This is a genomic window from Halomonas sp. MS1, assembly GCF_024182575.1.
In the GTDB taxonomy this organism is placed as follows: Bacteria; Pseudomonadota; Gammaproteobacteria; order Pseudomonadales; family Halomonadaceae; genus Vreelandella.
This window is the reverse complement of the sequence record NZ_CP098926.1, coordinates 2,031,448-2,053,534: the sequence shown is the minus strand read 5'-3', so window position 1 is coordinate 2,053,534 and position 22,087 is coordinate 2,031,448. Positions and strand designations below refer to the sequence as shown.

Here is a 22,087-nt window from a genome sequence, read left to right as displayed (position 1 = left end):
CCCGCCAACGTACACCAATGAACATTAAATTGACAGATATGAACATCGGCACCTAACTTTGTTAAATACACAACAAAATAGAGTGCTACCCATGGCTAACGATCCGCTGTTGCAGCCCTTCCAACTCAAACACCTGACCCTAAAAAACAGGCTTATGATGACAGCTCATGAGCCCGCTTATCCTGAGGATGGGATGCCCAAAGCACTCTACCGTGCCTACCACGTCGAACGGGCCAAGGCAGGTCTTGGCCTGACCATGACGGCAGGATCCGCGGCGGTAGCAAAAGACAGCCCGCCGGTGTTCAACAATATTCTCGCCTATAAGGATGAAGTCGTACCTTGGATGCGTGAGCTGACCGATGCCTGCCACGAGCACGGTACCGCGGTAATGATCCAACTGACTCACTTGGGCCGACGTACCCGTTGGGACAAAGGTGACTGGTTGCCAGCGGTGTCGCCTTCTCATCGCCGCGAGGCGTCCCACCGCGCCTTTCCCAAACAGGTCGAGGACTGGGATATCGAACGTTTGATCCGTGACTACGCCGATGCTGCCGAACGCATGCACGCTGCCGGTCTCGATGGCATCGAGCTGCAGGCCTACGGCCACTTGATGGATCAGTTTTGGTCGCCACTGACCAATAGCTTAGAGGAACCTTATGGTGGGGATCTCGATAACCGACTGCGTTTCACCTTTGACGTGCTGCGCGCCATTCGCCAGCGAGTTGGCGAGGCGTTCATCGTCGGCGTTCGCTATACCGGCGACGAAATGCTATCGGGTGGACTGACATCCAGTGATGGGCTGGAGATCTCACGACGCTTAAAGAGTAGCGGCCTGATAGACTTCCTCAACGTGGTTCGCGGCCACATCGACACCGACGCGGGGCTCACCGACGTGATTCCCATCCAAGGCATGCCCAGCGCCCCGCACCTGGATTTTGCCGGAGAAATACGCCGTGAGACCGATTTCCCCACCTTTCATGGAGCCAAGATTCAGGATGTCGCCACTGCCCGTTACGCCATTGCCTCCGGCAAGGTCGACATCATCGGCATGACCCGTGCCCACATGGCCGACCCGCACATCGTGCGCAAAATCGTAGAGGGGCGAGAGGAAGAGATCCGCCCCTGCGTTGGCGCCAACTACTGCCTTGACCGCATCTATCAAGGCGGTGCCGCCTACTGCATCCATAACGCGGCCACCGGGCGTGAAACCAGCATGCCCCACACCATTCCCAAGGCGGTACAGCAACGGCGAGTCGTCATTATCGGCGCAGGTCCAGCGGGATTAGAAGCTGCTCGTGTTGCCGGCGAGCGTGGCCATTCGGTGGTGATATTAGAAGCTGCCAGCGATGCTGGAGGGCAGATACGGCTCACGGCGCAGAGTGAGCGACGTCGCGAGATGCTGGGCATCATCGATTGGCGTCTGTCGCGCTGCGAGGCACTCGGTGTCGAGATCCGCTACAACGTCTGGGCCGAAGCCGAGGACGTGCTCGCCGAAAAACCTGATGTGGTGATCGTGGCCACCGGCGGCTACCCCATGGAAGACCAACCCACCGTCGGCCACGACTTAGTGATCAACACCTGGGACATTCTTTCCGGGCACGTGCCGCCGGGCAAGCGGGTATTACTGTTCGACGATGCAGGCGACCATGCCGCCTTGCAGGCGGCAGAGATCATTGCCGCCACGGGAGCAGAGCTTGAGATTATGACGCCGGACCGCACCTTCTCCGCAGAGATCATGGCCATGAACCTGGTGCCCTACATGCGTTCCCTACAGCGCGCCAACGTCATATTCACACCGACTTACCGGTTGAAGTCTGTGCAGCGCGACGGCAACCAACTGCTCGCCGAAATCACCAGCGATTATGTTGTTCACGGCCAGCAGGATAGGGAGCATGCACGGCGCATCGACCAAGTGGTGGTCAACTACGGCATTACACCGATGGCCGAACTCTATTTTGAGCTAAAACCGCACTCCAGCAACCGCGGCGAGGTGAATTACGATGACCTAATCGTGGGCGCCCCCCAGAGCATAACGCGCAATCCGGATGGCAGCTTCCAACTGTTCCGTATCGGTGATGCCGTCGAGTCCCGTAATACTCACGCGGCCATCTACGACGCGCTTAGGTTGGTCAAAGACCTTTAGTTTTCGCATCAAACCGGTGCGGTAAAAACGCTGTTTGGGCTTAGTCTGGAGAGAGCCCCCGCAGACGCTCACTGCGACGGCGTAGCAGCTCAAGCGTAGTGAGTAGCAGCATCGAGAGCAGCACCAGCAGGGTTGCCACAGCGAGGATCGTTGGGCTGATCTGCTCGCGAATGCCCGACCACATTTGAATCGGCATGGTACGTTGCTCGGGCCCGGCGATGAACAGCACCACCACCACCTCGTCGAAGGACGTAATGAAAGCAAACAACGCCCCCGACACCACCCCCGGCGTGACCAGTGGCAGCACCACCTTAAAGAAGGTCCGTGTCGGGTTAGCCCCAAGGCTATGCGCCGCGCGGATCAGCGTGGTGTCGAAGCTCGATAGCGTCGCCGTCACAGTGATGACCACGAAGGGAATGCCGAGCGCCGTGTGGGCCAGGATTACGCCTACGTAGGTCTGGGCGAGATTGACCTTGGAAAAGAAGAAGAACATCGCCGCCGCAGAGATGATCAACGGCACGATCATCGGCGAGATCAACAGCGCCATAATCGCGCCACGCGCAGGCATATGCCGACTCGACAACCCTAACGCCGCCACCGTCCCTAGCACTGTGGCTAGCAGCGTGGACGCAATACCGATGATAAAGCTGTTCTTGATGGCATTGAGCCACTCGCTCGATGTAAAGAAGTCCTGATACCAGCGCAACGAATAACCGGCTGGGTCGAAAGTCAGCATTTCCTTACTGAAGGTGAAGTAGGGCTGCGCGTTGAATGACAGCGGTATGATCACCAATAGCGGCCCGATCAGGAATAGGAACACTAGGCCACAGATAGCCAGAAAGATGTAATGCCAAATGCGCTCGCCACGGGTGGCGTAGGAAGGAATAGCCATCGTTTACCCCAGCTTGACCTTGTCGACGCCGATCAGACGATTGAACACCAGGTAACAGATAATCACCACGAACAGCAGGATGGAGGCAATCGCAGCCGCCAGCCCCCAGTTGAGCGATGTCTGCATATGGTAGGCGATGTAATTAGTGATGAAGCGACCCGACTGCCCACCCACCAACGCCGGTGTGATGTAGTAGCCAATCGATAGTATGAATACCAAGATGCCACCAGCGGCAATGCCTGGGATCGTCAGCGGAAAATAGACCCGACGGAAACTGAGAAACGGCTTGCCCCCCAACGAGCGGGCGGCGCGCATGTAGCTGGGTGGAATGGTCTTCATCACCGAGTAAAGCGGTAGAATCATAAAAGGCAGCAGAATATGCGTCATGGCGATGATCGTGCCCATCTTGTTGTGGATCATCTGCCACCGCGCCTCATCGGCGATCACGCCGAGGGCTACCATCACGTCATTGAGCACCCCCTGTGACTGCAGGATGGCAATCCAGGTGGTGGTGCGCACCAGCAGCGAGGTCCAGAACGGTAGCAGTACCAGGATCATCAGCAGATTGGAGTGACGCGTCGGCAGGTTCGCCAGCAGAAAGGCCACCGGAAAACCGAGCGCTAGCGTCAGGCCCGTGATGACAGCGCTCATCCATAGCGTTCGCCAAAACAGGGTGGCGTGGATCTGCATATGTTCCGGCACTTTGGCGATCTCGCCGTCCGCGTTCAACTGACGGTCGACCGCTGCCAGATAATACGAAATGGTGTAGGGCGACGCCTCACGCTGGATCAGCTTCCAGGTATCGAGTTCTCCCCAGGTATCCTTGACCTCGATCAGAGACTCGCGATACGGCGGTTCCAGCCTACCAACACGTCGCGCCGTGCGGCTAATGGTCGAACGCATACCCGACTTTTCATAATTCAGTCGGCTGGACAACAGCCCCAGGTTGCGTTCCTGCTGACCGACGCGAAGGTCCTCAGCCAAGGCGGCAAAGGCGGCTTCATCGGGTAATGACTCCCCATTCCAGCCTTCCAGCGCTGAAACGGTTCGTGATAGATGGGTGGACACTTCAGGGTTATCGACACTGCGCCACAGCATTTCGAACAAGGGCATCAGAAAGGCGATAAACAAGAATGCCAGTAGCGGCGCAACCAGCAGCAGCGCCTTGATTTTCGAGCGTCGCACAGTGCGACGCAGGCTAACCTTGAGCGGCACGCCATCGGCCGTTGTCAGAGGAGCTGCAAGCGGTTCGGACACGTAGATCTCTCCGTCAGGCAAGAAAAGCGATCAGCAACGATCGGCTATCGGTATGCCGCCGCCCGATTGTCGACGGACGGCGGCAGCGCCTTACTGGGATAGCCAGGCGTTAAAGCGCTGGGTCAGCTCATCGTTGTAGTCAGCCCAAAACAGGTCATCTTTTTGCAGTGCCGTTGCGAAGTTCGGTTCGTGGGTTGGCATGTGCGGCGTCATATCGATACCGGTTTCGGCATGGGTGGACACCAGCTCAGAGGAAGAAAGACGTGCCGGGCCATAGGAAATGTACTGAGCCTGATCGGCGAGTCGCTGGGTATCGGTGGCGAAATGGAGATAATCCTTCACCTTGTCGAGCTTGCCGGTGGGCACAACCCAGCCATCCAGCTCGAACACCTGCGCATCCCAAATGATCTCGAAGGGTTGGTCTTCAGTGACCATGGCATTGAAGATCCGACCATTGTAGGCGGAGGCAAAGGCGACTTCCTGATCGGCCAACAGCTGAGGCGGCTGGGCGCCCTCTTCCCACCAGATGACTTCATCCTTGATGGTATCCAGCTTGTCGAAGGCACGCTGCACGCCTTCTTCGGTCTCAAGCATGGCGTAGACCTCATCACGCTCGACACCATCGGCGATCAAGGCCCATTCCATATTGTTAATCGGCTTGCGCAGCAGAGCCCGCTTGCCGGGGTAATTTTCCAGGTCGAAGACATCCTCGATGGTGCTGGGCTGAGCGTCCTCTGGGAACATCTCGCTATTGAAGGCGACAATATTGGAATAGACGATGGACGCCACAAAGCAGTCCCCCAAGCCCCCCTCGACGAAGTCCTCACTTGGCGGCGTGCCATCCGGGGCGTCGGCCAGCAGCTCATCGTGGTCGAGAGGCTCGATAAGCCCTTCATCACAAGCGATCATGGCATCGGCGGGGAGCATGTCGACTAAATCCCAGGTCACGTTGCCAGCCTGAGATTGAGCACGCAGACCGGCCAAAGCGTTACCACTGCGGTCGATATTGACAATCTCGTCACCCGTCTTCTCTATCCACGGCTTATCGTAAGCCTCGTGCTGGCTCATGCTGTAAGCACCGCCCCAAGAAACAATATTCAGCGTCTGCTGAGCATGGGCACTAACCGCTACGGCAAGTGCCGACATCCCCACGGCAGCGATACTTGTCTTAACAACGCGATTGCTGATTTTCATAGAGATTCTCCGTTTGCTGTTGTCATCGCCGCCGGCACCATCAGGTACCGAGAAACGGCGCACTTGACTGCCGTCCGGCTCATGCATCCAACGCGCGGCAATCGGCACTCGACCAACCAACCTGAATTTGCTGGCCGGGGCGCATCACCCCACACCCTTGGGCATTGGGCGTTTTCAAAATAAAGTCCTCGTTACCGCACACCGACACCCGCGTGCGTAGATGGTCGCCAAGGTAGATAACCTCCTGCACCGTGGCAGTGAACTGGTTGTCGAACTGCGCGCCGTCGGTATCATCCGGCAGGATGCTGACCCGCTCGGGTCTCAGTGATAGCGTCGTACGCGAGCCTACGTCGCCCGATGCCACCGCTTTGGCAATCACCATGTCGCCGCTATCCAGGCGCACCTTGCAGTCACTACCGAGGTGCTCGATAACGTCACCCACCAAGCGGTTGTTCTCGCCGATGAAATACGCCACAAAGGCATTTTCCGGCCGTTCGTAGAGTTCGTCCGGAGAGGCTAACTGCTGCACAATGCCATCGTTGAAGACCGCAATGCGGTCAGACATGGTCAGTGCTTCGGTCTGGTCGTGGGTGACGTAAATCATGGTTACCCCAAGACGGGCGTGAATGCGCTTGATCTCGTACTGCATCTCTTCGCGAAGATTCTTGTCCAGCGCGCCCAGCGGTTCGTCCATCAGCACCAGATCAGGCTCAAAGACCAGCGCACGAGCCAATGCCACCCGTTGCTGCTGGCCGCCAGAGAGCTGCGCCGGGCGGCGATCACCAAACTCTTCCAGGCGTACCATGGCCAGTGCTTTAGCCACTTTCTCCTTGATCTCCGCTTTGCTGAGATGGCGCACCTCAAGCGGGAAAGCAAGATTCTCGGCCACCGTCATGTGCGGGAATAACGCATAGTTCTGGAAGACCATGCCAATGCCACGCTTGTGCGGCGGCAAGCCACTAATTGGCTCGTCGTTCAGCAGAATCTCACCATGGGTGGGGGTTTCGAAGCCTGCCATCATCATCAGACAGGTGGTTTTTCCAGAGCCCGAAGGGCCCAGCAGGGTGACGAATTCGCCCTTGCGGATATCAAGATTGAAGTCCTTGACGACCAGTTCAACACCGTCATAACTCTTTTGGACATTGACGAAGCGAGCAAAACTCGACGGCGCTTCTGCCGTTGCCTTCGTCGTGCCCCCAGCGTCTGCAAGGGTCTCATTCATGCACATTCCCCGGTAAAAGTCCCGTTGCGCCAAGGTAAGTGCTCGATTCAACACATACCTCCACACATCCCCGGGCCCCTATTGGTTTATATTTTTTTCCTAATACTTATTAATGACCATAAGGTGAGTTTGTAGCGCATTACAATTTCCGGGGAGGACAATTAGCGTTGAATATCAACCTAACATAGGCATAGCAAAGTCAACTATGGGAGATATCTTTTGGCATCGAGACACAGCAATGCCCATGGAGGATTCCCCCATGGACAGGAGCGGCGCTATCGGTTAGTTCATATTCAAGCGGCAAGAGGCAAGCGGCATACTTAAACGTACAATGGCATCGTTGCGTTCATCTTCGCACCATTCTTCGCACTATGTATTGCTCTTCGCACTATGTATTGCTTGCCTGTCAGTTTCTGTCCATCTGCAGCTCTTTTACGACAATATCACCATCAATCACGATGGGTTCATCATCAAGAAACAATGAGCAATTACGCATCGGGATATCCAAGTGGCAGGCGGTATCATTTGTGCCACCTAGCTCGCTGTTCGGGCCGGTGGAGAACATCACGTTGCCATAAAAGCTGCGCGGCTCCATCCCCATGCCACCCGGGAACTCCCCCGGCACCATGCGGTGCCATTTGGCGTTCGGGTTCATGCCCCAGCCTACGTGGCTCATGCCCATGCCGCGCGGATCGTTAAAGCTATCCATATAGGATTTCACTAGCTCCGCATCGAGCCCACCACGTATGTCGGTAATCCAGCCCTTTTCAATGGTGTAGGTAATGGGCTCTCTGACATATATGTTCTGAGGTAGCAGAATATCGCCCGGCGCCACCACAATGGTGCCATCAACGCCATCGTCATCCCCTCCGGTAAACACAAAGCCAGAGGGCCAGTGATCCCAACGCCCCGGTTCGTCGGTACAGGCATATTCAGCAACCGTCTCATAAGTATTCAGTTGGTAGGTGACATCAGTGCCATGGCGCGAGGTGATGCGCATCACTTTGGCTTTTTCCAGCAGCGCGGCGGCCAGTTCAACCTTTTCCCTTAGTTCCTTGGTGGGCAACATTCTGGCCAGTAATTCTGGCGGTTCAACCGCCGTCAATATACGCGTACCCGCGGCTTGGATCGCCATTTGCTCGGGAGAGAACAGCAGGAAAATACAATCGATCAACATGTCGCAGTTTTTCAGCGCTTCCACCGCATCGGGCATGCTAGCAAGCCCCGTTGTTCCCACGGCCCAGCCACCGGTAGGTAACGGCGCGGGTAACCGCATGTGGTACATATTGGCGCCTAAACGCTGTCCCGCCGCCATAAAGGCATCCGCATAATCAAGGCGTTCGCTACCCTGGGTCAGTACGACGAGTTTTTCGCCTTCATGTACGCCGGACATTTTTAGCTGATGGAGGCAAATTTCGGCAAAGCTTGCGTGATCCATACATACTCCTAACTCCCCAGGCGAAAGCACAGCTATAGCATACCGGGGAGTGTTAGCTGAGAGCGCTCGTGCTCACCTTTGGGCACACCAAGCGCTCTGTGGTGTTATCGGTTCAAAGCTGAACGTCAATTAGGCAGCCGCTTCTTTCGTCGCTTGATCGGTGGTAGTACGGCGCTTTTTACTCAGCTCTTCCGCGATGGCGGTAAAGAAGGCGTCCGAAGAGGCTTGATGAGGTTTGGTCATAAGGCTAACGCCAACAAACAGCACACTAGCGACCACAATGCCCCAAACGCCAGCGGGTAGGCCCAACAGCGAATTGCCAGTGGCATACATCAACAGCACAAAGGCGCTGGTGCCCACTACGCTTACCAGTGCACCGACACCAGTACCGCGCTTCCAATAGAAGGCACCGATAAGTGCTGGCACCATCGCTACCAGACCCGAGGAAGCGGCCACCGACAGCACTGCAATAAGGTCAAGCTGCAGCTCGGCAAAGGCCAGCGCCATCAGTGCGATCACTGGCACCACGAACTTGCCCACCAGCAGTTGGCGCTTTTCACTGACGTTCGGTTTGACGTTGGCATAGACGTCGCGGGAAACCATAGAGGCCAAGGTCAGCATGATCGAATCAATGGTGGAGACGGCAGCAGCCATGATGCCGATCATCACAATCACCCCTAATACTGGCGGTACAAACTCCGAGGCCAGCAGCGTAGGCGTGGCTAAATCTGCACTTGCAAGACTTGGGAATGCGGCTAAAGCAGAGAAGCCCCAAAGCACAGAGACCATGGTGTAGATAAAACCAAATACCAGGAAGCCAATCAGCATGTGGCGCATGGAGCGCAGCGAGGAAGGCATAAACAGGCGTTGACTGACCTGCGGGTTGGAAATGCTAAAGAAGAACCAGGGAATAGTAAGCCCCAGGAAAGTGACAAAGCTGAACAAGCCAGGGCCGGGCACCGTCAGCGACTGTGGATGTTCCGTTGCCAGCGTATCGAATAGTGCGCCGAAACCACCCAAGCCCTGGATTACCAGGAAGGCCACTAGGGTTGAAGCGACAATCATCATGATGGCCTGGAGCGAGTCGGTCCACATCACCGAACGAATGCCCGCGATATAGGAGAAGAAGATGGCGATGACAGTGGCCAGCACCACCCCAGTCGTAAAGGTAATCGCGCCATCAGTAATACCCTGCAATAGGTAACCGACACCCGCGAGCTGAACGGCCGAGTAGGGAATCAGGAAGATACAACTGGCAATCGAGACAGCCATGGCCACATGTTTGCTGTTGTAGCGGTGGCCCAACATTTCGCTGGGGGTGACAAAGCCAAACTTCTTGCCCACCGCCCAGAATTTTGGCCCGAAGATAGCCACAAGCGATACACCGGCAAAATAGATGATTTCAAAACCGAGCGCTCCCACGCCGCCGGCATAGGTAAGACCTGCCAAGCCCACCATCATAAAAGCACTGTAGGTAGTGGCACTGTAACTCAGCGCCGAGACAAAGCCGTTCATTTGTCGGTTACCCAGGAAGTATCCCGACATACTTTCGGAAGGGCCTTGGCGAGACATGATCGCAATGCCAATAGCGATCAATAAATAGATGGCAATCGACCACCAGATGAGTGACTCAGTCATTGCTGTGCTCCTCAAAATCTTTAGTGATAAACACATTCAGCGCAATGATGATCAGCCCTGCCAACATCCAAAACAGGAAGCTGCCGTACCAGAACGCGACCCCGCTTAGGAGGGTGTAAGGCACTAGGTAGCTCAGCAGGACAACTGCCCATACTAGCCATATCCATTTACTGCGTTTCATAATCCACCTCGTTTTATTACGTCAGGGAGTAGAGTGAGTGTTGTTGTAGTGAGGCTGGCGTAACTCTGTGATACGTTGTTTTACTTGTTGCCAAGGTGCTTTCTCTGGAGCAAAGCGCGCTCGGAGATAGGTCGTCAAATCAGCGACCTGGGTATTACTAAAGCTGTCGGCAAAGCCTGGCATGCTGCCGATACCGGGGACGTGTTCGGCATGAACACCGCCCAAAATTGACTGAATAACGTTATCGGGATGGTCGCTGTGCAAATTGGTATTCAGCGCCAGATTAGTGCTCGCCCTCGAAAAGGTAGGAACGCCAGAATCGACATGGCACGCCGCACAGGCGCCCTCGAAGAGCCGCTCCCCTGCCTCCCGCCCTGTTGAGCTAACGGCTGTACTGGTTACGCGCTGCGTAGCGTCCGCCACAGTCGCATCGCTATTCCCGGTTGGTGCCTGCATTTGGGCGGCCACATAGTGAGCAATCGCCCGCACATCGTATTCAGGTAGCTCCGCCAACCCCGCTACCACCGGGGCCATAGGGCCAGAGGCAACGCCGTGAAGCTCAGACTCACCGTGGCGCAGATAGTCGTAAAGCGATGTTTCACTCCACGGAATGGGTGCACGCGACAGCGTATTAAGCGGTGGTGCTTCCCAACCATCTACAAAGGCACCGGCAAAATACGCCTCGCCGTTTTTCTCAGCCCCCATGGCATTGCGGGGACTATGGCAGGCGCTGCAGTGGCCCAACCCTTCGGCGAGATAGGCTCCCCGGTTATACAGTTCGCTTTGCATGGGGTCAGGCTGGAAAGGGGTTGCATCGTGATAAAGCGTATTCCAGCCTGCCATTAAGCTACGCACGCTGAAGGGGAACGTGAGCGCATTGGCGTTTTTTTCAGTCGCGACAGGAGGTTGAGCCATTAAGTAGGCGTAAAGCGCCTGTAAATCGGCATCACTGGTCTTGGCAAACGCCGTATAGGGAAACGCGGGATAAAGGTGGCTGCCATCACGGCTAATGCCGTGGCGCATAGCGCGTTCAAAGGCTGCGTAAGACCACTGACCAATCCCCGTCGCCTCATCCGGAGTAATGTTAGTGCTGTAGAGCGTCCCGAAAGGGGTTTCAAATTCACGCCCACCGGCATTGGTCACGCCACCCTCTGTGGTATGACACGCCGCGCAGTCGCCTGCAGCCGCAACGAGTCGCCCGCGTTCAATGGTCTCGGCGGAATAAAGGTTGGCGGCTGGCCGTGAGACAGGCGCAATGGCCCCTTTCCACGGCCACGCCACGGCCGCAGTGCCCGCAATGGTGGTAAACGCTGCAGCGGCTAACCAGCGACGTTTCACTGACCGCGGCGGTTTCAATATAGATGGGCGCCCTGCCTCCTCGATGGACGAAGCTTCGAGTGCTTGGCGCACACGTTTGGCGGTAAACGGTGGTTGGCGAAAACGCAGGCCGGTGGCATCAAAAAGCGCATTGGCGATTACCGCAACACCCGGCGATAGCTCCGCACCGCTTAATACATCTTTACTGACGCCGTGATTAACACCTTCCTCAGCAGGGCTTGACGAAGAAGCGCTGGTTGGTAAGCCCGCTGAATAGTCACTTTTCGTTAGCGTACGACTGCCGTCACCCCACTCGTCGAAACTGGGCGCTTGCCCCAAAAGGGGGCGCGCTTCGCCCAATACCCGGGCCTGTAGCGTTTGCTGAAGGCGATCAGTATCCACATCAGGGCCAGCGTCCTGCCCCACCACCAAACGGGTAAGCTGAACATCACCGGTAACACGATTGACCTCAACATCGGCAATCCAGGCAGAGCGCACTCCCGATTCCACGCGCTGATTCCGATCGGGCAACTGCGAGTAGGCAAAGCCCCGCCCGCGCAGTAGATCCTGGGGTAAAGCGTCCGCTGATGGATTGGATGCCCTTGGCCATTCGGCCCGTTTAGCCACGGACTCTATCAACTCTATGCCACGTGCATCGTCAAGATGGCGAAGCCGCAGCGCGACAGGGTCTTGGTCGCTCTCGCGGGCAACCTCATCTAAAAAAGACTCCCGCGCAAACGTCTGCTGTATCCCCATCAAGGTGGCATTAGTGGAGAGTGACGCTGGCTGGGAGCGTGCGGCAAGGTATTGGTCGCGAAATACATAGGGCGAGAATGGCGTGGTGTCTTGCCCGCCAACGCGGGCCTCAGCGCTAGGCGTTGCTATCGTGGCCCTGCCACTTAACAACAACCCTATGGCAGCCACCTCACCCGTGAGATTGGCCTGCTGATAATGATAACGGGCTATCTCACCACTACTGGCAATGTCCGCATTTAGGCTAATTCGCTGCGCTTGGCCTAATGCCTGAGCATCCTTGGCGTAGTGGGCATCGAGCCAAACGGCTACCGGGCCGCCCACCGTCCGCGACATCAGCGCCGCATCCACGGCGGCATCGTCACCGCTGTGGCGACCCAGCCCTGAGGCCTGATTTGATGCGTGCTTACCGTCGGCGCTGTAAAGCTCAATCTGGCTAATATCCAGCGCGGTTAACCGGCTTAAATCCTGTTTCAGCGCCGCTGGTGTGACGGTTTGCCCCCACACGCTCAATTGTTGGTCGCGACAATCGGCAATTACCCAACTGGGGTGATTGCCCCAGCGCATGCGACTCGGCCAGCCATACGCATGGTTCGAATGCATGGACGACTGGTTAGGCTTTATAAGAGGCGACTCAGAGGGCGCTTGATCGCCTTCAGGCACTTTTTCGGATGCTTGGTGAACGGCCTGCCACTCAATCTTCAACTGTTTAGCGGCGTCGGTCGCCAAGGCCAAACTATCGGCAACCACCGCCACAAAATTCCCGTCCACCACGACTTCAATAGAGCCAGAGAGTGAGGCAATGCTACTGCGATCGACGCCAACCAAGCGATCACTCTCAAAACGCTCGCCATTCCACCGGTAGTAAGGTGGACGCACCACGACACCAAAACGTGCCTTCGCTAGCAGCGCGGGGATGTCGGCCTGTTTTTGCTGGCCATGGAGCACCGCCCCTTCACTCATGAGAAGCCTCCTGCAACGCGGCCGCGTTAAGGACCACGGCCCGCTCCGCTGCCTGGAGGATTTCAACATGGGTGCCACATCGACAGAGGTTATGCTCTAAAGCGGTGCGAATCTGATGCGCAGAGGGTTGGGCATTATGATTTAGCAACGCACGAATAGTGATGATCATGCCGTTCAAACAGTAGCCACACTGGGCTGCCTGAGCATCGACAAAGGCTTGCTGTACAGGATCAAGCTCACCGCCATGGGAAAGACCATCAAGGGTGGTTACCTCATGGCCAACAGCAGCGGACACGGGCAGCACGCAGGTGCGTGCGGCCATGCCATCAATCAATACGCTGCATGCCCCACACTCACCCAAACCACAGCCATACTTAGGCCCATTGAGCGCTAGGTCGTTACGCAACACATTGAGCAATGGTGTCTGTGGCGGCACGGCCAACTCGTGTTCGTGCCCATTGATAGTTAGCTTTAGCGTCATAGGGGATCATCATCGTTATTGTTAAGCCCGCCCTCTTGCTCTGAATAGGGCTTGGATATGACTTAGATATTACTAATAAGTACTGCCTGCCAAACACGCTTCGTAGCACCTTCATCCAGCCTATTTTCATCTCCCTTTCACATACAGCCAATCGACTTGCACCAGCTAAGTGCAGAGCTAACACTCATCGAGCATTAAAGGTGCGTACGCTATAAAAACAAGCCTAATAAACGTATAGCACTCAATGGATGCGTTTTTCAAGTTTTTGAATAAAACCAAAAAAACAGCTATAAATCCATTAAATTCATATATTTAAATAAAAACACCGCTTTATTTTCGTCTAAAAATAATTTCAAAACTAATTCTTGACCAAAAAATAAATGGTGTATACGTTGTATTATAGCATTCGCGAACGCATGCAGAAACAAGTGATAGGCGAATAAAACAGCGAGGAAACCAGAATATGAACAATAAACCCACCATAGCCGTTATTGGCGCGGGCCTTGGCGGCGCCGCTGCAGGCGCGCTACTGCAGAAAGCGGGTTACCCCACCAAGGTGTACGAACAGGCACCCGCGTTTGCGCGCCTTGGGGCAGGCATTCACCTTGGCCCCAACGTGATGAAAGTAATGCGCCGCATTGGCATTGAAGAGAAGCTCAATACCATGGGCTCACACCCCGATTACTGGTTCAGCCGCAATGGCATGACCGGCGAGTACCAGTCTCGTATCCCGCTAGGCGAGTTTGCTCGCGAAAACTATGGCGCAGCCTATATCACCGTACACCGTGGCGATCTGCACGAATTAATGGTCAGCACGCTCGACCAGGACAATCTTTATTTCGATAAGCGCCTGGTCGATGTCGACGACAGCGGCGACAAGGTCGTCATGACCTTCGCTGACGGTACGACAGAAGAGGCCGACCTGGTGATCGGCGCCGATGGGGTCAATTCGCGACTGCGCGAGAAGCTGCTGGGTCCGGAGGCGCCAATCTATAGCGGCTGGGTTGCTCACCGAGCCATTATCTCTGCCGAAAAACTCAAGGCATACGACCTGGATTTCGAAGCCTGCGTGAAGTGGTGGTCGGAAGACCGCCACATGATGGTCTACTTCGTGACCGGCGACGAGAAGGAGTATTACTACGTGACTGGCGTGCCTGAACCCGATTGGAACCACGGCACTTCCTTCGTCGACAGCTCCCGGGAAGAGATGCGCAAAGCATTCGAGGGTTACCATCCCACCGTACAAGCACTGATTGACTGCACTGAAACCGTTACCAAATGGCCCTTGCTGGAGCGCAACCCGCTGCCACTGTGGCATGAAAATCGACTGGTGTTGCTGGGCGATGCCTGCCATCCGATGAAGCCTCATATGGCCCAGGGCGCGGCCATGGCCATTGAGGACGCCGCCATGCTGGTACGCTGCCTGGAAGAAGTGGGCGCCGAAAACTACCAACAGGCTTTCGAACTTTACCGCACCAACCGTTTTGAACGCGCTTCGCGGGTTCAGCAGGTTTCCCACGACAATACTTGGTTACGGGAAGACGAAGACCCAGCATGGGTATTCGCCTATGACCCCTTTGAAGTACCGCTGAAGCAACCCACCAGTCAAGGGAGCCCGGCATGAGCAGCACCTATCTCTATGGCGCCAACGTACACGCCAATGGCATTCGTCAGCACTACCTGCGCTTTGGTGACAGCGCCGAGACAGCGCGCCAGCCGCTGGTGCTAATACCCGGCATCACCAGCCCGGCGATCACCTGGGGCTTTGTGGCCGAGCGCCTGGGCCAGCACTTCGACACTTATGTACTGGATGTCCGTGGGCGTGGCTTGTCGTCCACCGGGCCTGAACTTGCTTATGACACCGACACCTGTGCCAACGATGTGATCGCCTTTATCGATGCGCTCGGCTTAAGCAACGTCATTCTGGCGGGCCACTCCATGGGGGCGCGCTTTGCTCTGCGCGCCATGAATCGCGGCGCCAAGGGCATCGACAAACTGGTACTTATCGACCCACCGGTTTCAGGGCCAGGGCGCCGTGAGTACCCCAGCAAGCTGCCCTGGTATGTAGACTCGATTCGCGACTGCACCCGGGGCGCAGACATCGAAACCATGCGCCACTACTGCCCCACCTGGAGCGACGAGCAGCTGCGGTTACGCGCCGAGTGGTTACACACTTGCTTTGAGCCCGCCATTGTTCAGGCGTTTGAAGAGTTCCACAGCGTCGATATCCACCAGGACTTCCCAGCTATAAAAGTGCCCACGCTGCTGATGTGTGCAGGCAAGGGCGGGGTTATCCAGGATGAAGACCGCACCGAAATACGCGCCCTGCTACCGACGATTCGCGTTTCTACCGCGCAACAAGCGGGTCACATGATTCCCTGGGATGACTTCGACGGTTTTTTTGCCGCCTTTGAAGACTTCCTGGGCACACAACTCTAACCAAGGCCAATAATCATGACTCAGAGCACCAAGACCTACCGTATCGGCCAGATCGTCCCCAGCTCCAATATCACCATGGAGACGGAGATACCTGCCATGCTCGCTGCACGCCAGTTGATTCGTCCAGAACGCTTCACTTTTCACTCCAGCCGCATGCGCATGAAAACCGTTAGTAAGGACGAGCTGGCCGCGATGGATGCGGAGTCTGACCGCTGTGCCTTGGAACTCTCCGATGCAGCAGTGGATGTGATGGGGTATGCCTGCCTGGTTGCCATTATGGCGATGGGGCCCGGCTACCACCGAGCGTCGCAAAAGCGTTTGCGCAGCCGCACCGAAGAGAATGGCTGCGACACGCCGGTGGTCACCAGCGCCGGTGCGCTGGTTGATGCCCTGGGTGTGATGAAAGCCAAACGTGTGGTGGTAGTGGCGCCTTACATGAAGCCGCTGACCGAAATGGTGGTCGACTACATCCGTCAGGAAGGCATTGAGGTGCTCGACTACCGGGCGCTTGAGATCCCCAATAACCTGGATGTCGCTCGCCACGATCCCGCCAATCTCCCCGAAATCGTCGCCAGCCTCGATTTAAGTAACGTGGATGCGATCGTCTTGTCGGCCTGTGTACAAATGCCATCGCTACCGGCCGTTGCCAAGGTTGAAGCCCTGACCGGTAAGCCGGTGGTGACCGCAGCTATCGCGACTACCTACGCCATGCTCAAGGCGCTTGACCTGGAGCCCATCGTACCGGGCGCGGGTGCTCTCTTGTCGGGGGCTTACTAACGAGATCAGGTGCTGATTAACGATTTAGAGTGCTGGTTAAGGAGACAACCATGTCGCAGCACAATACTGATAATACGGCCTCGGACAACTACAAGGGCGTGTGGGATGGACGCATTGGCTTTGGTAAAAGGCCCGCGCTACTGGTGGTTGATTTTATGCAAGGTTACACCACCCCTGGCTCGCCGCTATTTGCCCAGGGCGTGGTGGATGCGGTGGCTAATATGCCACCGCTGCTCAATACCGCGCGGCGTACGGGCACCCCCGTTATCCACACCAACATCCTTTATCACGCCCCGGATCAAATCGATGGCGGCATTTGGGTCAAGAAGGCGCCGGTAATGCGAGCGATGGTGGCAGGTAATCCCTACGCTGACTTCTGCCCCGAGGTGACGCCTAACGACGATGAACTGGTAATGACCAAGCAGTATGCCAGCGCGTTCTTTGGTACTTCGCTTGCTTCCACGCTGGTCGCCATGGGCGTCGATACGCTGATCATTACCGGCTGTTCCACCAGCGGCTGCATTCGCGCCACCGCCGTTGACGGCGTACAGCACGGCTTTCGGGTGATGGTGGTACGTGATTGCGTGGGCGATCGCCACCCCGCGCCCCATGAAGCCAACCTGTTTGATATCGATAGCAAATATGGGGATGTAATTAGACTGGATGAAACACTGGGTTACTTAATGAAGCGTTAGGAGTGCCCGAAAACGCAAGTGAAGCGGGCACCTCTGTTGTGTCATCCGTCTGCGTTCATTTTTTCCAGTAGGTGCATTAAAGCAACCCGCTCTGCCGGGTTGAGATTTTTCATGGTCTGATCGCTGATCTGCTTGGCACTGGGCACCATGCCCTCGACTAATGTCTCCCCAGGCTCGGTGATCACTACCATGACTTTGCGTTGATCATTGGGGTCGGTGGTGAGCGAGATCCACTCACGTGCTTTAAGGCGTTTAATGACGCCACGGATGGTGGCTGGATCAATCGCCGTGGCGTTAACGATGTCGGTTAACGAGCTGGGGCCTCGCTCCATCACCGTACACAGCGTGACAAACTGAATGGCCGTAAGCTGTTTATCACTGCTGTAGCGCTGAAAAATAGCCGTATGCCGCTGGTAGGCTTTACGCAGTAGATGGCCTACTTGCTCAGAAAAATCATACCCCTGCTCTGAAGGCGTGGGGTGCTCGCCGGAAGACGAGTGTTTGAGCGCACTATCCGTTGTCATTCCATCTCCTTAATCTATTAGCGACGACGTGTATCGAGTATGGCACTGGTTAACAAAATGATGCATCAACGTATTAAATACGGCTTGCGTTGGATCAATTCACCATGCTTTTATGGCGTACACGCTACAATTTTACCTTAGTTATTGCTCGTTGATCACCTCAAATTCATCTGCACTGATTACTTAAAACGCTAGCGTGGGAGGCAAGCATGGCCGATAAATCAGACTATACAAGAGAGTCACTGCTGTATGGATCTGATGTTCTGGTGATCTATCGCGACCCGGTTACACCCCCTAAGCCCGCGCCCGGACAGCCAGGTACACACTCAAACTTCACTCCCCATGAGCCTGAGATATTTATTGCCGTGCTGAGCGATAGCCACATCGTGGCTTTCAACGGCCACGTAGACTTGGGCACCGGTATACGCACGGCGCTCGCTCAAATTGTTGCGGAAGAGCTTAGCGTCGCGTTCGACAGCGTTACCGTGGTGCTGGGCAACTCTGTTGAAGCCCCCAACCAAGGCCCCACCATTGCTAGTGCGTCGATTCAAATCACTGCCGAACCTCTACGCCGCGCGGCGGCTCAAGCGCGGGAGTACCTATTGACACTGGCAGCAAAGCACTTTGACACTGAGCGCTCACTACTTAGCTGCCAAAACGGCGCTATTATGCCCAGTGATGATAACCACTCATCCGTGAGCTTTGGAGAGTTGCTGCGGGGGACCCGTCATGCATTAAAGCTTGCCGATGAGGTGCCGCTTAAGCCGGTCAGCCACTATACCCTGGTCGGCCAATCGACCTCCCGCGTGGATATACCCGCCAAGGCCACCGGGCAATTGACCTTTATCCACGACCTGCGCCTGCCCGATATGCTGCATGGGCGAGTGATTCGCCCGCCTTATGTAGGCCATGATAACGGCGACTTTATTGGCAACAGTTTAATCGCGGTTGATGAAAGCTCTGTGGCACATTTGCCAGGCGTGGTAAGCGTCGTGGTGGTCGGTGACTTTGTTGGTGTGGTGGCCGAACGTGAAGAACAGGCTGCTGCCGCAGCCAAACAGCTAAAGATCCAGTGGCGACCCACCGAAGGCTTGCCTCAGTTGGACAACATAGAGCAAGCACTGCTCGACTTACCCAGCAAGCAGCGCATACTCCTCGATGAGGGTGATCTCGACAACGCGCTGGCCTCCGCACAGCATTCGCTCAATCGTCACTATGTGTGGCCTTTCCAGCTGCACGGCTCCATTGGCCCTTCGTGCTCCGTCGCCGATGCCAATGAAGATGGCCTGCACGTATGGTCGGGCACCCAAAATCCACACAGCCTGCGCGCCGATCTCGCCCGCCTTACCGGTTTAGACGAAGGCGTTATCACCATTACCCGCATGGAAACCTCGGGCTGCTATGGCCGCAATTGCGCCGACGATGTTGGCGCGGATGCTGTACTACTCTCTCAGGCGGTTGGCCGCCCCGTCCGTGTGCAACTCACCCGTGAGCAGGAGCACACCTGGGAGCCTAAAGGAGCTGCTCAGTATATGGCGATCCAGGGCGGTTTAAATGCAGATGGCAGCCCGGCAGGCTATCGCTTTAATACGCGCTACCCCTCTAACAGTGCGCCCACCCTGGCACTACTGCTAACCGGTGCTGCCTCGCCTATTGATATCCCCTTTGAGATGGGAGATAGAACGTCGGTGCCACCCTACCGCTACCCTCATCGCCAAATAGTCTGCGACGACGTCCCGACTCTGGTGCGCGCCTCCTGGCTACGTGGCGTCTCAGCATTGCCCAGCACCTTCGCCCACGAAAGCTATATTGATGAGCTTGCCTATTTAGCAAATGAAGATCCAGTCACCTACCGGTTGCGCTATTTAGCCGATAATCGCGCTTGCGAACTTGTCGAAGCGTTAGCCGAACGTGCGAACTGGAAGCCCTGCGTCGCTAACATCAACCCAAGAAGCGAGGGTGAGTGGCGCTACGGCCGAGGCTTCGCTTACGCCCAGTACGTGCATAGCAAATTCCCCGGCTTTGGCGCCGCGCTCGCCGCCTGGGTAATTGAGCTTAAAGTCAATGTGAAGAGTGGACGGATTGTCGTCGAGAATTTATATGTAGGTCAGGATGCGGGCTTAATGGTGAACCCCGCAGGCGTTCGCCATCAGGTGCATGGCAATGTGATCCAAATGCTCAGCCGCACGTTAAAGGAGCGGGTGACCTTTGAGGATGGTTTACCGACCAGCAAAGAGTGGGGCGGCTACCCTATTCTGCGTTTCTCGGAGCTCCCCCCCATCAACGTCATGCTGCTTGATCGTCCAGAACTGCCGCCACTCGGCGTAGGCGAGTCCGCCTCACTGCCCGGCGCTCCTGCGATTGCCAACGCGCTTTTTGATGCCACGGGGGTGCGCTTTACCCATCCTCCTTTTACCCCTGACACCATTCGCGACTCACTGAAGGCCTCTCTTCAACTCCCCATGGAGGCGGCTAGTTAATGCAACACCTTGATCTACAGGTTATCGAACGCGCATTGAAATGGGCCAACCAGGGGCTGACTATTTGGTTGTGTACGGTGCTAAAAACCTTTGGCTCGGCACCCCGGGAGCCGGGTGCCATGCTAGTAGCATGTTCGACAGGCGACTATCTGGGGTCACTGTCGGGCGGCTGTGTCGAAGAGGACTTTATCACCAGGCTTCAAACGGGAGAGTTCAACGAACCGGTTCAGTCGGTGCGCTATGGCGGTGACGCTGGTTCAGCGAATATTCGTTTACCCTGCGGTGGTAGCCTTGAAGTGCTGGTTGAACGGCTAGCCCCCAACACCGAAAACCTCACTCACCTAGAAGTGGTGCATGCCACGCTACTGGGTCGCCAACCGCTAACCCGCTGTATCAAATTGGATGGCAGCGGCAAGCGCTTTAACCCCTCGAAGAACACCGAGCCCACCGTTATTTTTGATACCGCTAGCGTCAATATTCGCATAGGCCCTGCGCTACGGCTGATTATCGCGGGGATCTCCTCCGTCTCTGCGCCCTGTGCGCTGTTTGCCCAAACGCTTGGTTTTGAAGTGATTGTCTGTGAACCCAGGGACGAAGTCCGAAAAAATTTCGATGTACCCGGCATAGAAGTGCAGGCCGTTCTACCTTCGGTGTTTATTTCATCAGGTGGCTGCCATGCCAATACCGCCATTGTTGCCTTGACCCATGACCCGCGTATTGATGATTTAGCCATGATCGAAGCCGTCCGTACGAATGCATTTTACATTGGGGTCATGGGTTCTCATCAGACCTCACAACAACGTGCAGAGCGGCTGCTGCGCTCTGGCGGCCTAACAAGTGCCCAAGTAGCACGAATTAACATGCCCATTGGGCTTAATCTAGGCAGCAAAACACCGGCTGAAATTGCGTTAGCCGTCATGGCCGATATTCACCGTATTTATCGTGGAAAAACACGTCATGAGTTGTAGTGATATCATCGTGATTGTCATGGCGGCTGGCCAGTCTCGTCGCTTTGGTAGCGATAAAAGAATTGCTAAATTAAGCAATGGAGAGACACTACTGACCTCCACGTTGTTAACTATTCAGAAGCACTTTCCAAACATTATCGTTGTGCTTAAAGAAGATGATAAGGCTCAATCACTCGGCCTTTCTCCAATCACCCCAACGCTGGTTAGCCCGCGCAGTCATTTAGGACTCGGATACAGCATTAGCGATGCTTTCAAATATCTATGTTCAGACGAAAAATTTAATAATTACCGATCCGCGGCGATTTGGCTTGCCGATCTCCCTTGGGTGACTCAAAAAACGTGTAAGTTATTAGCAGACATGTCTAGCGCAGAAAATATCGTTCAACCAACACACCTACAGATCCCAGGCCACCCGGTTATTTTTGGTAGAAAATTTTGGAAACATATCGCTGATTTAAGCAATCCCAGCGGCGCTTCCGCTATTCTCCAGCGGTATAGTGATCATATTGTAAAAATCTCACTCAATGATCCTGGCGTATGCTATGACATTGATACTCCAGACAATTTATTTCCACCCTTCTGACATGCTAACTATGACGATATTATAAAAAGAGACCGTCAACTAAGATTGCCTCCCTTTCCACCATTGAAGCCGATCTAGCCGTCATATCAATGGGTTTTCACACACCATATTTAAGCTCCCGTAGGCCTTTACTGGCTCTACA

At 55.6% G+C, this 22,087-nt stretch carries 18 protein-coding genes; 8 read left to right on the top strand and 10 right to left on the bottom strand.

The window, feature by feature from the left end:
- The first annotated feature begins 91 nt into the window (after positions 1-91).
- Positions 92-2,143: an NADH:flavin oxidoreductase gene (locus tag NF683_RS09300; protein ID WP_089039315.1), complete on the top strand. Its 2,052-nt coding sequence runs from the start codon at positions 92-94 to the stop codon at positions 2,141-2,143.
- A gap of 40 nt (positions 2,144-2,183) precedes the next feature.
- Here NF683_RS09300 and NF683_RS09295 read toward each other — a convergent pair whose 3' ends face one another.
- The 9 genes from NF683_RS09295 to NF683_RS09255 all read right to left on the bottom strand — a co-directional run bounded on the left by NF683_RS09295 (position 2,184) and on the right by NF683_RS09255 (position 13,479).
- Positions 2,184-3,035, bottom strand: coding sequence for an ABC transporter permease (locus NF683_RS09295; RefSeq protein ID WP_089039316.1), 852 nt, complete (start codon positions 3,033-3,035; stop codon positions 2,184-2,186).
- A gap of 3 nt (positions 3,036-3,038) precedes the next feature.
- Positions 3,039-4,292, bottom strand: coding sequence for an ABC transporter permease (locus NF683_RS09290; protein WP_253921787.1), 1,254 nt, complete (start codon positions 4,290-4,292; stop codon positions 3,039-3,041).
- A 90-nt stretch (positions 4,293-4,382) separates the two neighbouring features.
- Complete coding sequence (locus NF683_RS09285) at positions 4,383-5,486, bottom strand: extracellular solute-binding protein (protein ID WP_193061709.1); 1,104 nt, start codon at positions 5,484-5,486, stop codon at positions 4,383-4,385.
- Positions 5,487-5,565: 79 nt separating this feature from the next.
- Positions 5,566-6,708, bottom strand: a complete 1,143-nt coding sequence (locus NF683_RS09280; protein WP_089039318.1) for an ABC transporter ATP-binding protein — start codon at positions 6,706-6,708, stop codon at positions 5,566-5,568.
- Between the two features lie 406 nt (positions 6,709-7,114).
- A complete protein-coding gene (locus tag NF683_RS09275) occupies positions 7,115-8,146 on the bottom strand; it encodes a M29 family metallopeptidase (protein ID WP_089039319.1) in 1,032 nt (343 codons plus the stop codon).
- Positions 8,147-8,275: 129 nt separating this feature from the next.
- Complete coding sequence (locus tag NF683_RS09270; protein ID WP_089039320.1) at positions 8,276-9,784, bottom strand: sodium:solute symporter family protein; 1,509 nt, start codon at positions 9,782-9,784, stop codon at positions 8,276-8,278.
- The gene (locus NF683_RS09265; protein WP_089039321.1) at positions 9,777-9,965 is read right to left on the bottom strand and encodes a hypothetical protein; all 189 of its coding nucleotides are present in this window, start codon (positions 9,963-9,965) and stop codon (positions 9,777-9,779) included. The genes NF683_RS09270 and NF683_RS09265 overlap by 8 nt, the downstream gene beginning before the upstream one ends.
- A gap of 21 nt (positions 9,966-9,986) precedes the next feature.
- Positions 9,987-12,998 carry a c-type cytochrome gene (locus NF683_RS09260; RefSeq protein ID WP_232471384.1) on the bottom strand — a complete coding sequence of 1,004 codons (3,012 nt, stop codon included), beginning with the start codon at positions 12,996-12,998 and terminating at the stop codon, positions 9,987-9,989.
- A complete protein-coding gene (locus tag NF683_RS09255) occupies positions 12,991-13,479 on the bottom strand; it encodes a (2Fe-2S)-binding protein (protein ID WP_089039323.1) in 489 nt (162 codons plus the stop codon). The genes NF683_RS09260 and NF683_RS09255 overlap by 8 nt, the downstream gene beginning before the upstream one ends.
- Before the next feature lie 463 nt (positions 13,480-13,942).
- On the opposite strand from NF683_RS09255, the gene NF683_RS09250 reads away from it, so the two are divergent.
- From NF683_RS09250 to NF683_RS09235, 4 genes are read left to right on the top strand one after another with little or no spacing between them, the layout of a single operon-like run.
- Entirely contained in the window at positions 13,943-15,103 is a 1,161-nt protein-coding gene (locus tag NF683_RS09250; protein ID WP_089039324.1) for an FAD-dependent monooxygenase, read from the top strand.
- A complete protein-coding gene (locus NF683_RS09245) occupies positions 15,100-15,918 on the top strand; it encodes an alpha/beta fold hydrolase (RefSeq protein WP_089039325.1) in 819 nt (272 codons plus the stop codon). The genes NF683_RS09250 and NF683_RS09245 overlap by 4 nt, the downstream gene beginning before the upstream one ends.
- A 15-nt stretch (positions 15,919-15,933) precedes the next feature.
- Positions 15,934-16,695 carry a maleate cis-trans isomerase family protein gene (locus NF683_RS09240; protein ID WP_089039326.1) on the top strand — a complete coding sequence of 254 codons (762 nt, stop codon included), beginning with the start codon at positions 15,934-15,936 and terminating at the stop codon, positions 16,693-16,695.
- 50 nt (positions 16,696-16,745) lie between these two features.
- Complete coding sequence (locus NF683_RS09235) at positions 16,746-17,390, top strand: N-carbamoylsarcosine amidohydrolase (RefSeq protein ID WP_253921786.1); 645 nt, start codon at positions 16,746-16,748, stop codon at positions 17,388-17,390.
- Between the two features lie 41 nt (positions 17,391-17,431).
- Here NF683_RS09235 and NF683_RS09230 read toward each other — a convergent pair whose 3' ends face one another.
- On the bottom strand, positions 17,432-17,914 hold the full coding sequence (locus NF683_RS09230) for a MarR family winged helix-turn-helix transcriptional regulator (RefSeq protein WP_089039328.1): 483 nt from the start codon (positions 17,912-17,914) through the stop codon (positions 17,432-17,434).
- A gap of 209 nt (positions 17,915-18,123) precedes the next feature.
- On the opposite strand from NF683_RS09230, the gene NF683_RS09225 reads away from it, so the two are divergent.
- The 3 genes from NF683_RS09225 to NF683_RS09215 are packed head-to-tail and all read left to right on the top strand — an operon-like array spanning position 18,124 to position 21,945.
- Positions 18,124-20,394 carry a xanthine dehydrogenase family protein molybdopterin-binding subunit gene (locus tag NF683_RS09225; protein ID WP_253921785.1) on the top strand — a complete coding sequence of 757 codons (2,271 nt, stop codon included), beginning with the start codon at positions 18,124-18,126 and terminating at the stop codon, positions 20,392-20,394.
- Positions 20,394-21,362 (top strand): XdhC family protein, encoded by a 969-nt coding sequence (locus tag NF683_RS09220; protein ID WP_089039330.1) that lies wholly within the window; start codon positions 20,394-20,396, stop codon positions 21,360-21,362. The genes NF683_RS09225 and NF683_RS09220 overlap by 1 nt, the downstream gene beginning before the upstream one ends.
- Complete coding sequence (locus NF683_RS09215; RefSeq protein WP_089039331.1) at positions 21,352-21,945, top strand: nucleotidyltransferase family protein; 594 nt, start codon at positions 21,352-21,354, stop codon at positions 21,943-21,945. The genes NF683_RS09220 and NF683_RS09215 overlap by 11 nt, the downstream gene beginning before the upstream one ends.
- The last annotated feature ends 142 nt before the right edge of the window (positions 21,946-22,087 follow it).

Excerpts from the sequence above, each read along its gene's own strand:
- NF683_RS09300 (WP_089039315.1), top strand. The coding sequence starts at position 92 with ATGGCTAACGATCCGCTGTTGCAGCCCTTCCAACTCAAACACCTGACC.
- NF683_RS09295 (WP_089039316.1), bottom strand. The coding sequence starts at position 3,035 with ATGGCTATTCCTTCCTACGCCACCCGTGGCGAGCGCATTTGGCATTAC.
- NF683_RS09285 (WP_193061709.1), bottom strand. The coding sequence starts at position 5,486 with ATGAAAATCAGCAATCGCGTTGTTAAGACAAGTATCGCTGCCGTGGGG.
- NF683_RS09280 (WP_089039318.1), bottom strand. The coding sequence starts at position 6,708 with ATGAATGAGACCCTTGCAGACGCTGGGGGCACGACGAAGGCAACGGCA.
- NF683_RS09275 (WP_089039319.1), bottom strand. The coding sequence starts at position 8,146 with ATGGATCACGCAAGCTTTGCCGAAATTTGCCTCCATCAGCTAAAAATG.
- NF683_RS09270 (WP_089039320.1), bottom strand. The coding sequence starts at position 9,784 with ATGACTGAGTCACTCATCTGGTGGTCGATTGCCATCTATTTATTGATC.
- NF683_RS09265 (WP_089039321.1), bottom strand. The coding sequence starts at position 9,965 with ATGAAACGCAGTAAATGGATATGGCTAGTATGGGCAGTTGTCCTGCTG.
- NF683_RS09260 (WP_232471384.1), bottom strand. The coding sequence starts at position 12,998 with ATGAGTGAAGGGGCGGTGCTCCATGGCCAGCAAAAACAGGCCGACATC.
- NF683_RS09255 (WP_089039323.1), bottom strand. The coding sequence starts at position 13,479 with ATGACGCTAAAGCTAACTATCAATGGGCACGAACACGAGTTGGCCGTG.
- NF683_RS09250 (WP_089039324.1), top strand. The coding sequence starts at position 13,943 with ATGAACAATAAACCCACCATAGCCGTTATTGGCGCGGGCCTTGGCGGC.
- NF683_RS09245 (WP_089039325.1), top strand. The coding sequence starts at position 15,100 with ATGAGCAGCACCTATCTCTATGGCGCCAACGTACACGCCAATGGCATT.
- NF683_RS09240 (WP_089039326.1), top strand. The coding sequence starts at position 15,934 with ATGACTCAGAGCACCAAGACCTACCGTATCGGCCAGATCGTCCCCAGC.
- NF683_RS09235 (WP_253921786.1), top strand. The coding sequence starts at position 16,746 with ATGTCGCAGCACAATACTGATAATACGGCCTCGGACAACTACAAGGGC.
- NF683_RS09230 (WP_089039328.1), bottom strand. The coding sequence starts at position 17,914 with ATGACAACGGATAGTGCGCTCAAACACTCGTCTTCCGGCGAGCACCCC.
- NF683_RS09225 (WP_253921785.1), top strand. The coding sequence starts at position 18,124 with ATGGCCGATAAATCAGACTATACAAGAGAGTCACTGCTGTATGGATCT.
- NF683_RS09220 (WP_089039330.1), top strand. The coding sequence starts at position 20,394 with ATGCAACACCTTGATCTACAGGTTATCGAACGCGCATTGAAATGGGCC.
- NF683_RS09215 (WP_089039331.1), top strand. The coding sequence starts at position 21,352 with ATGAGTTGTAGTGATATCATCGTGATTGTCATGGCGGCTGGCCAGTCT.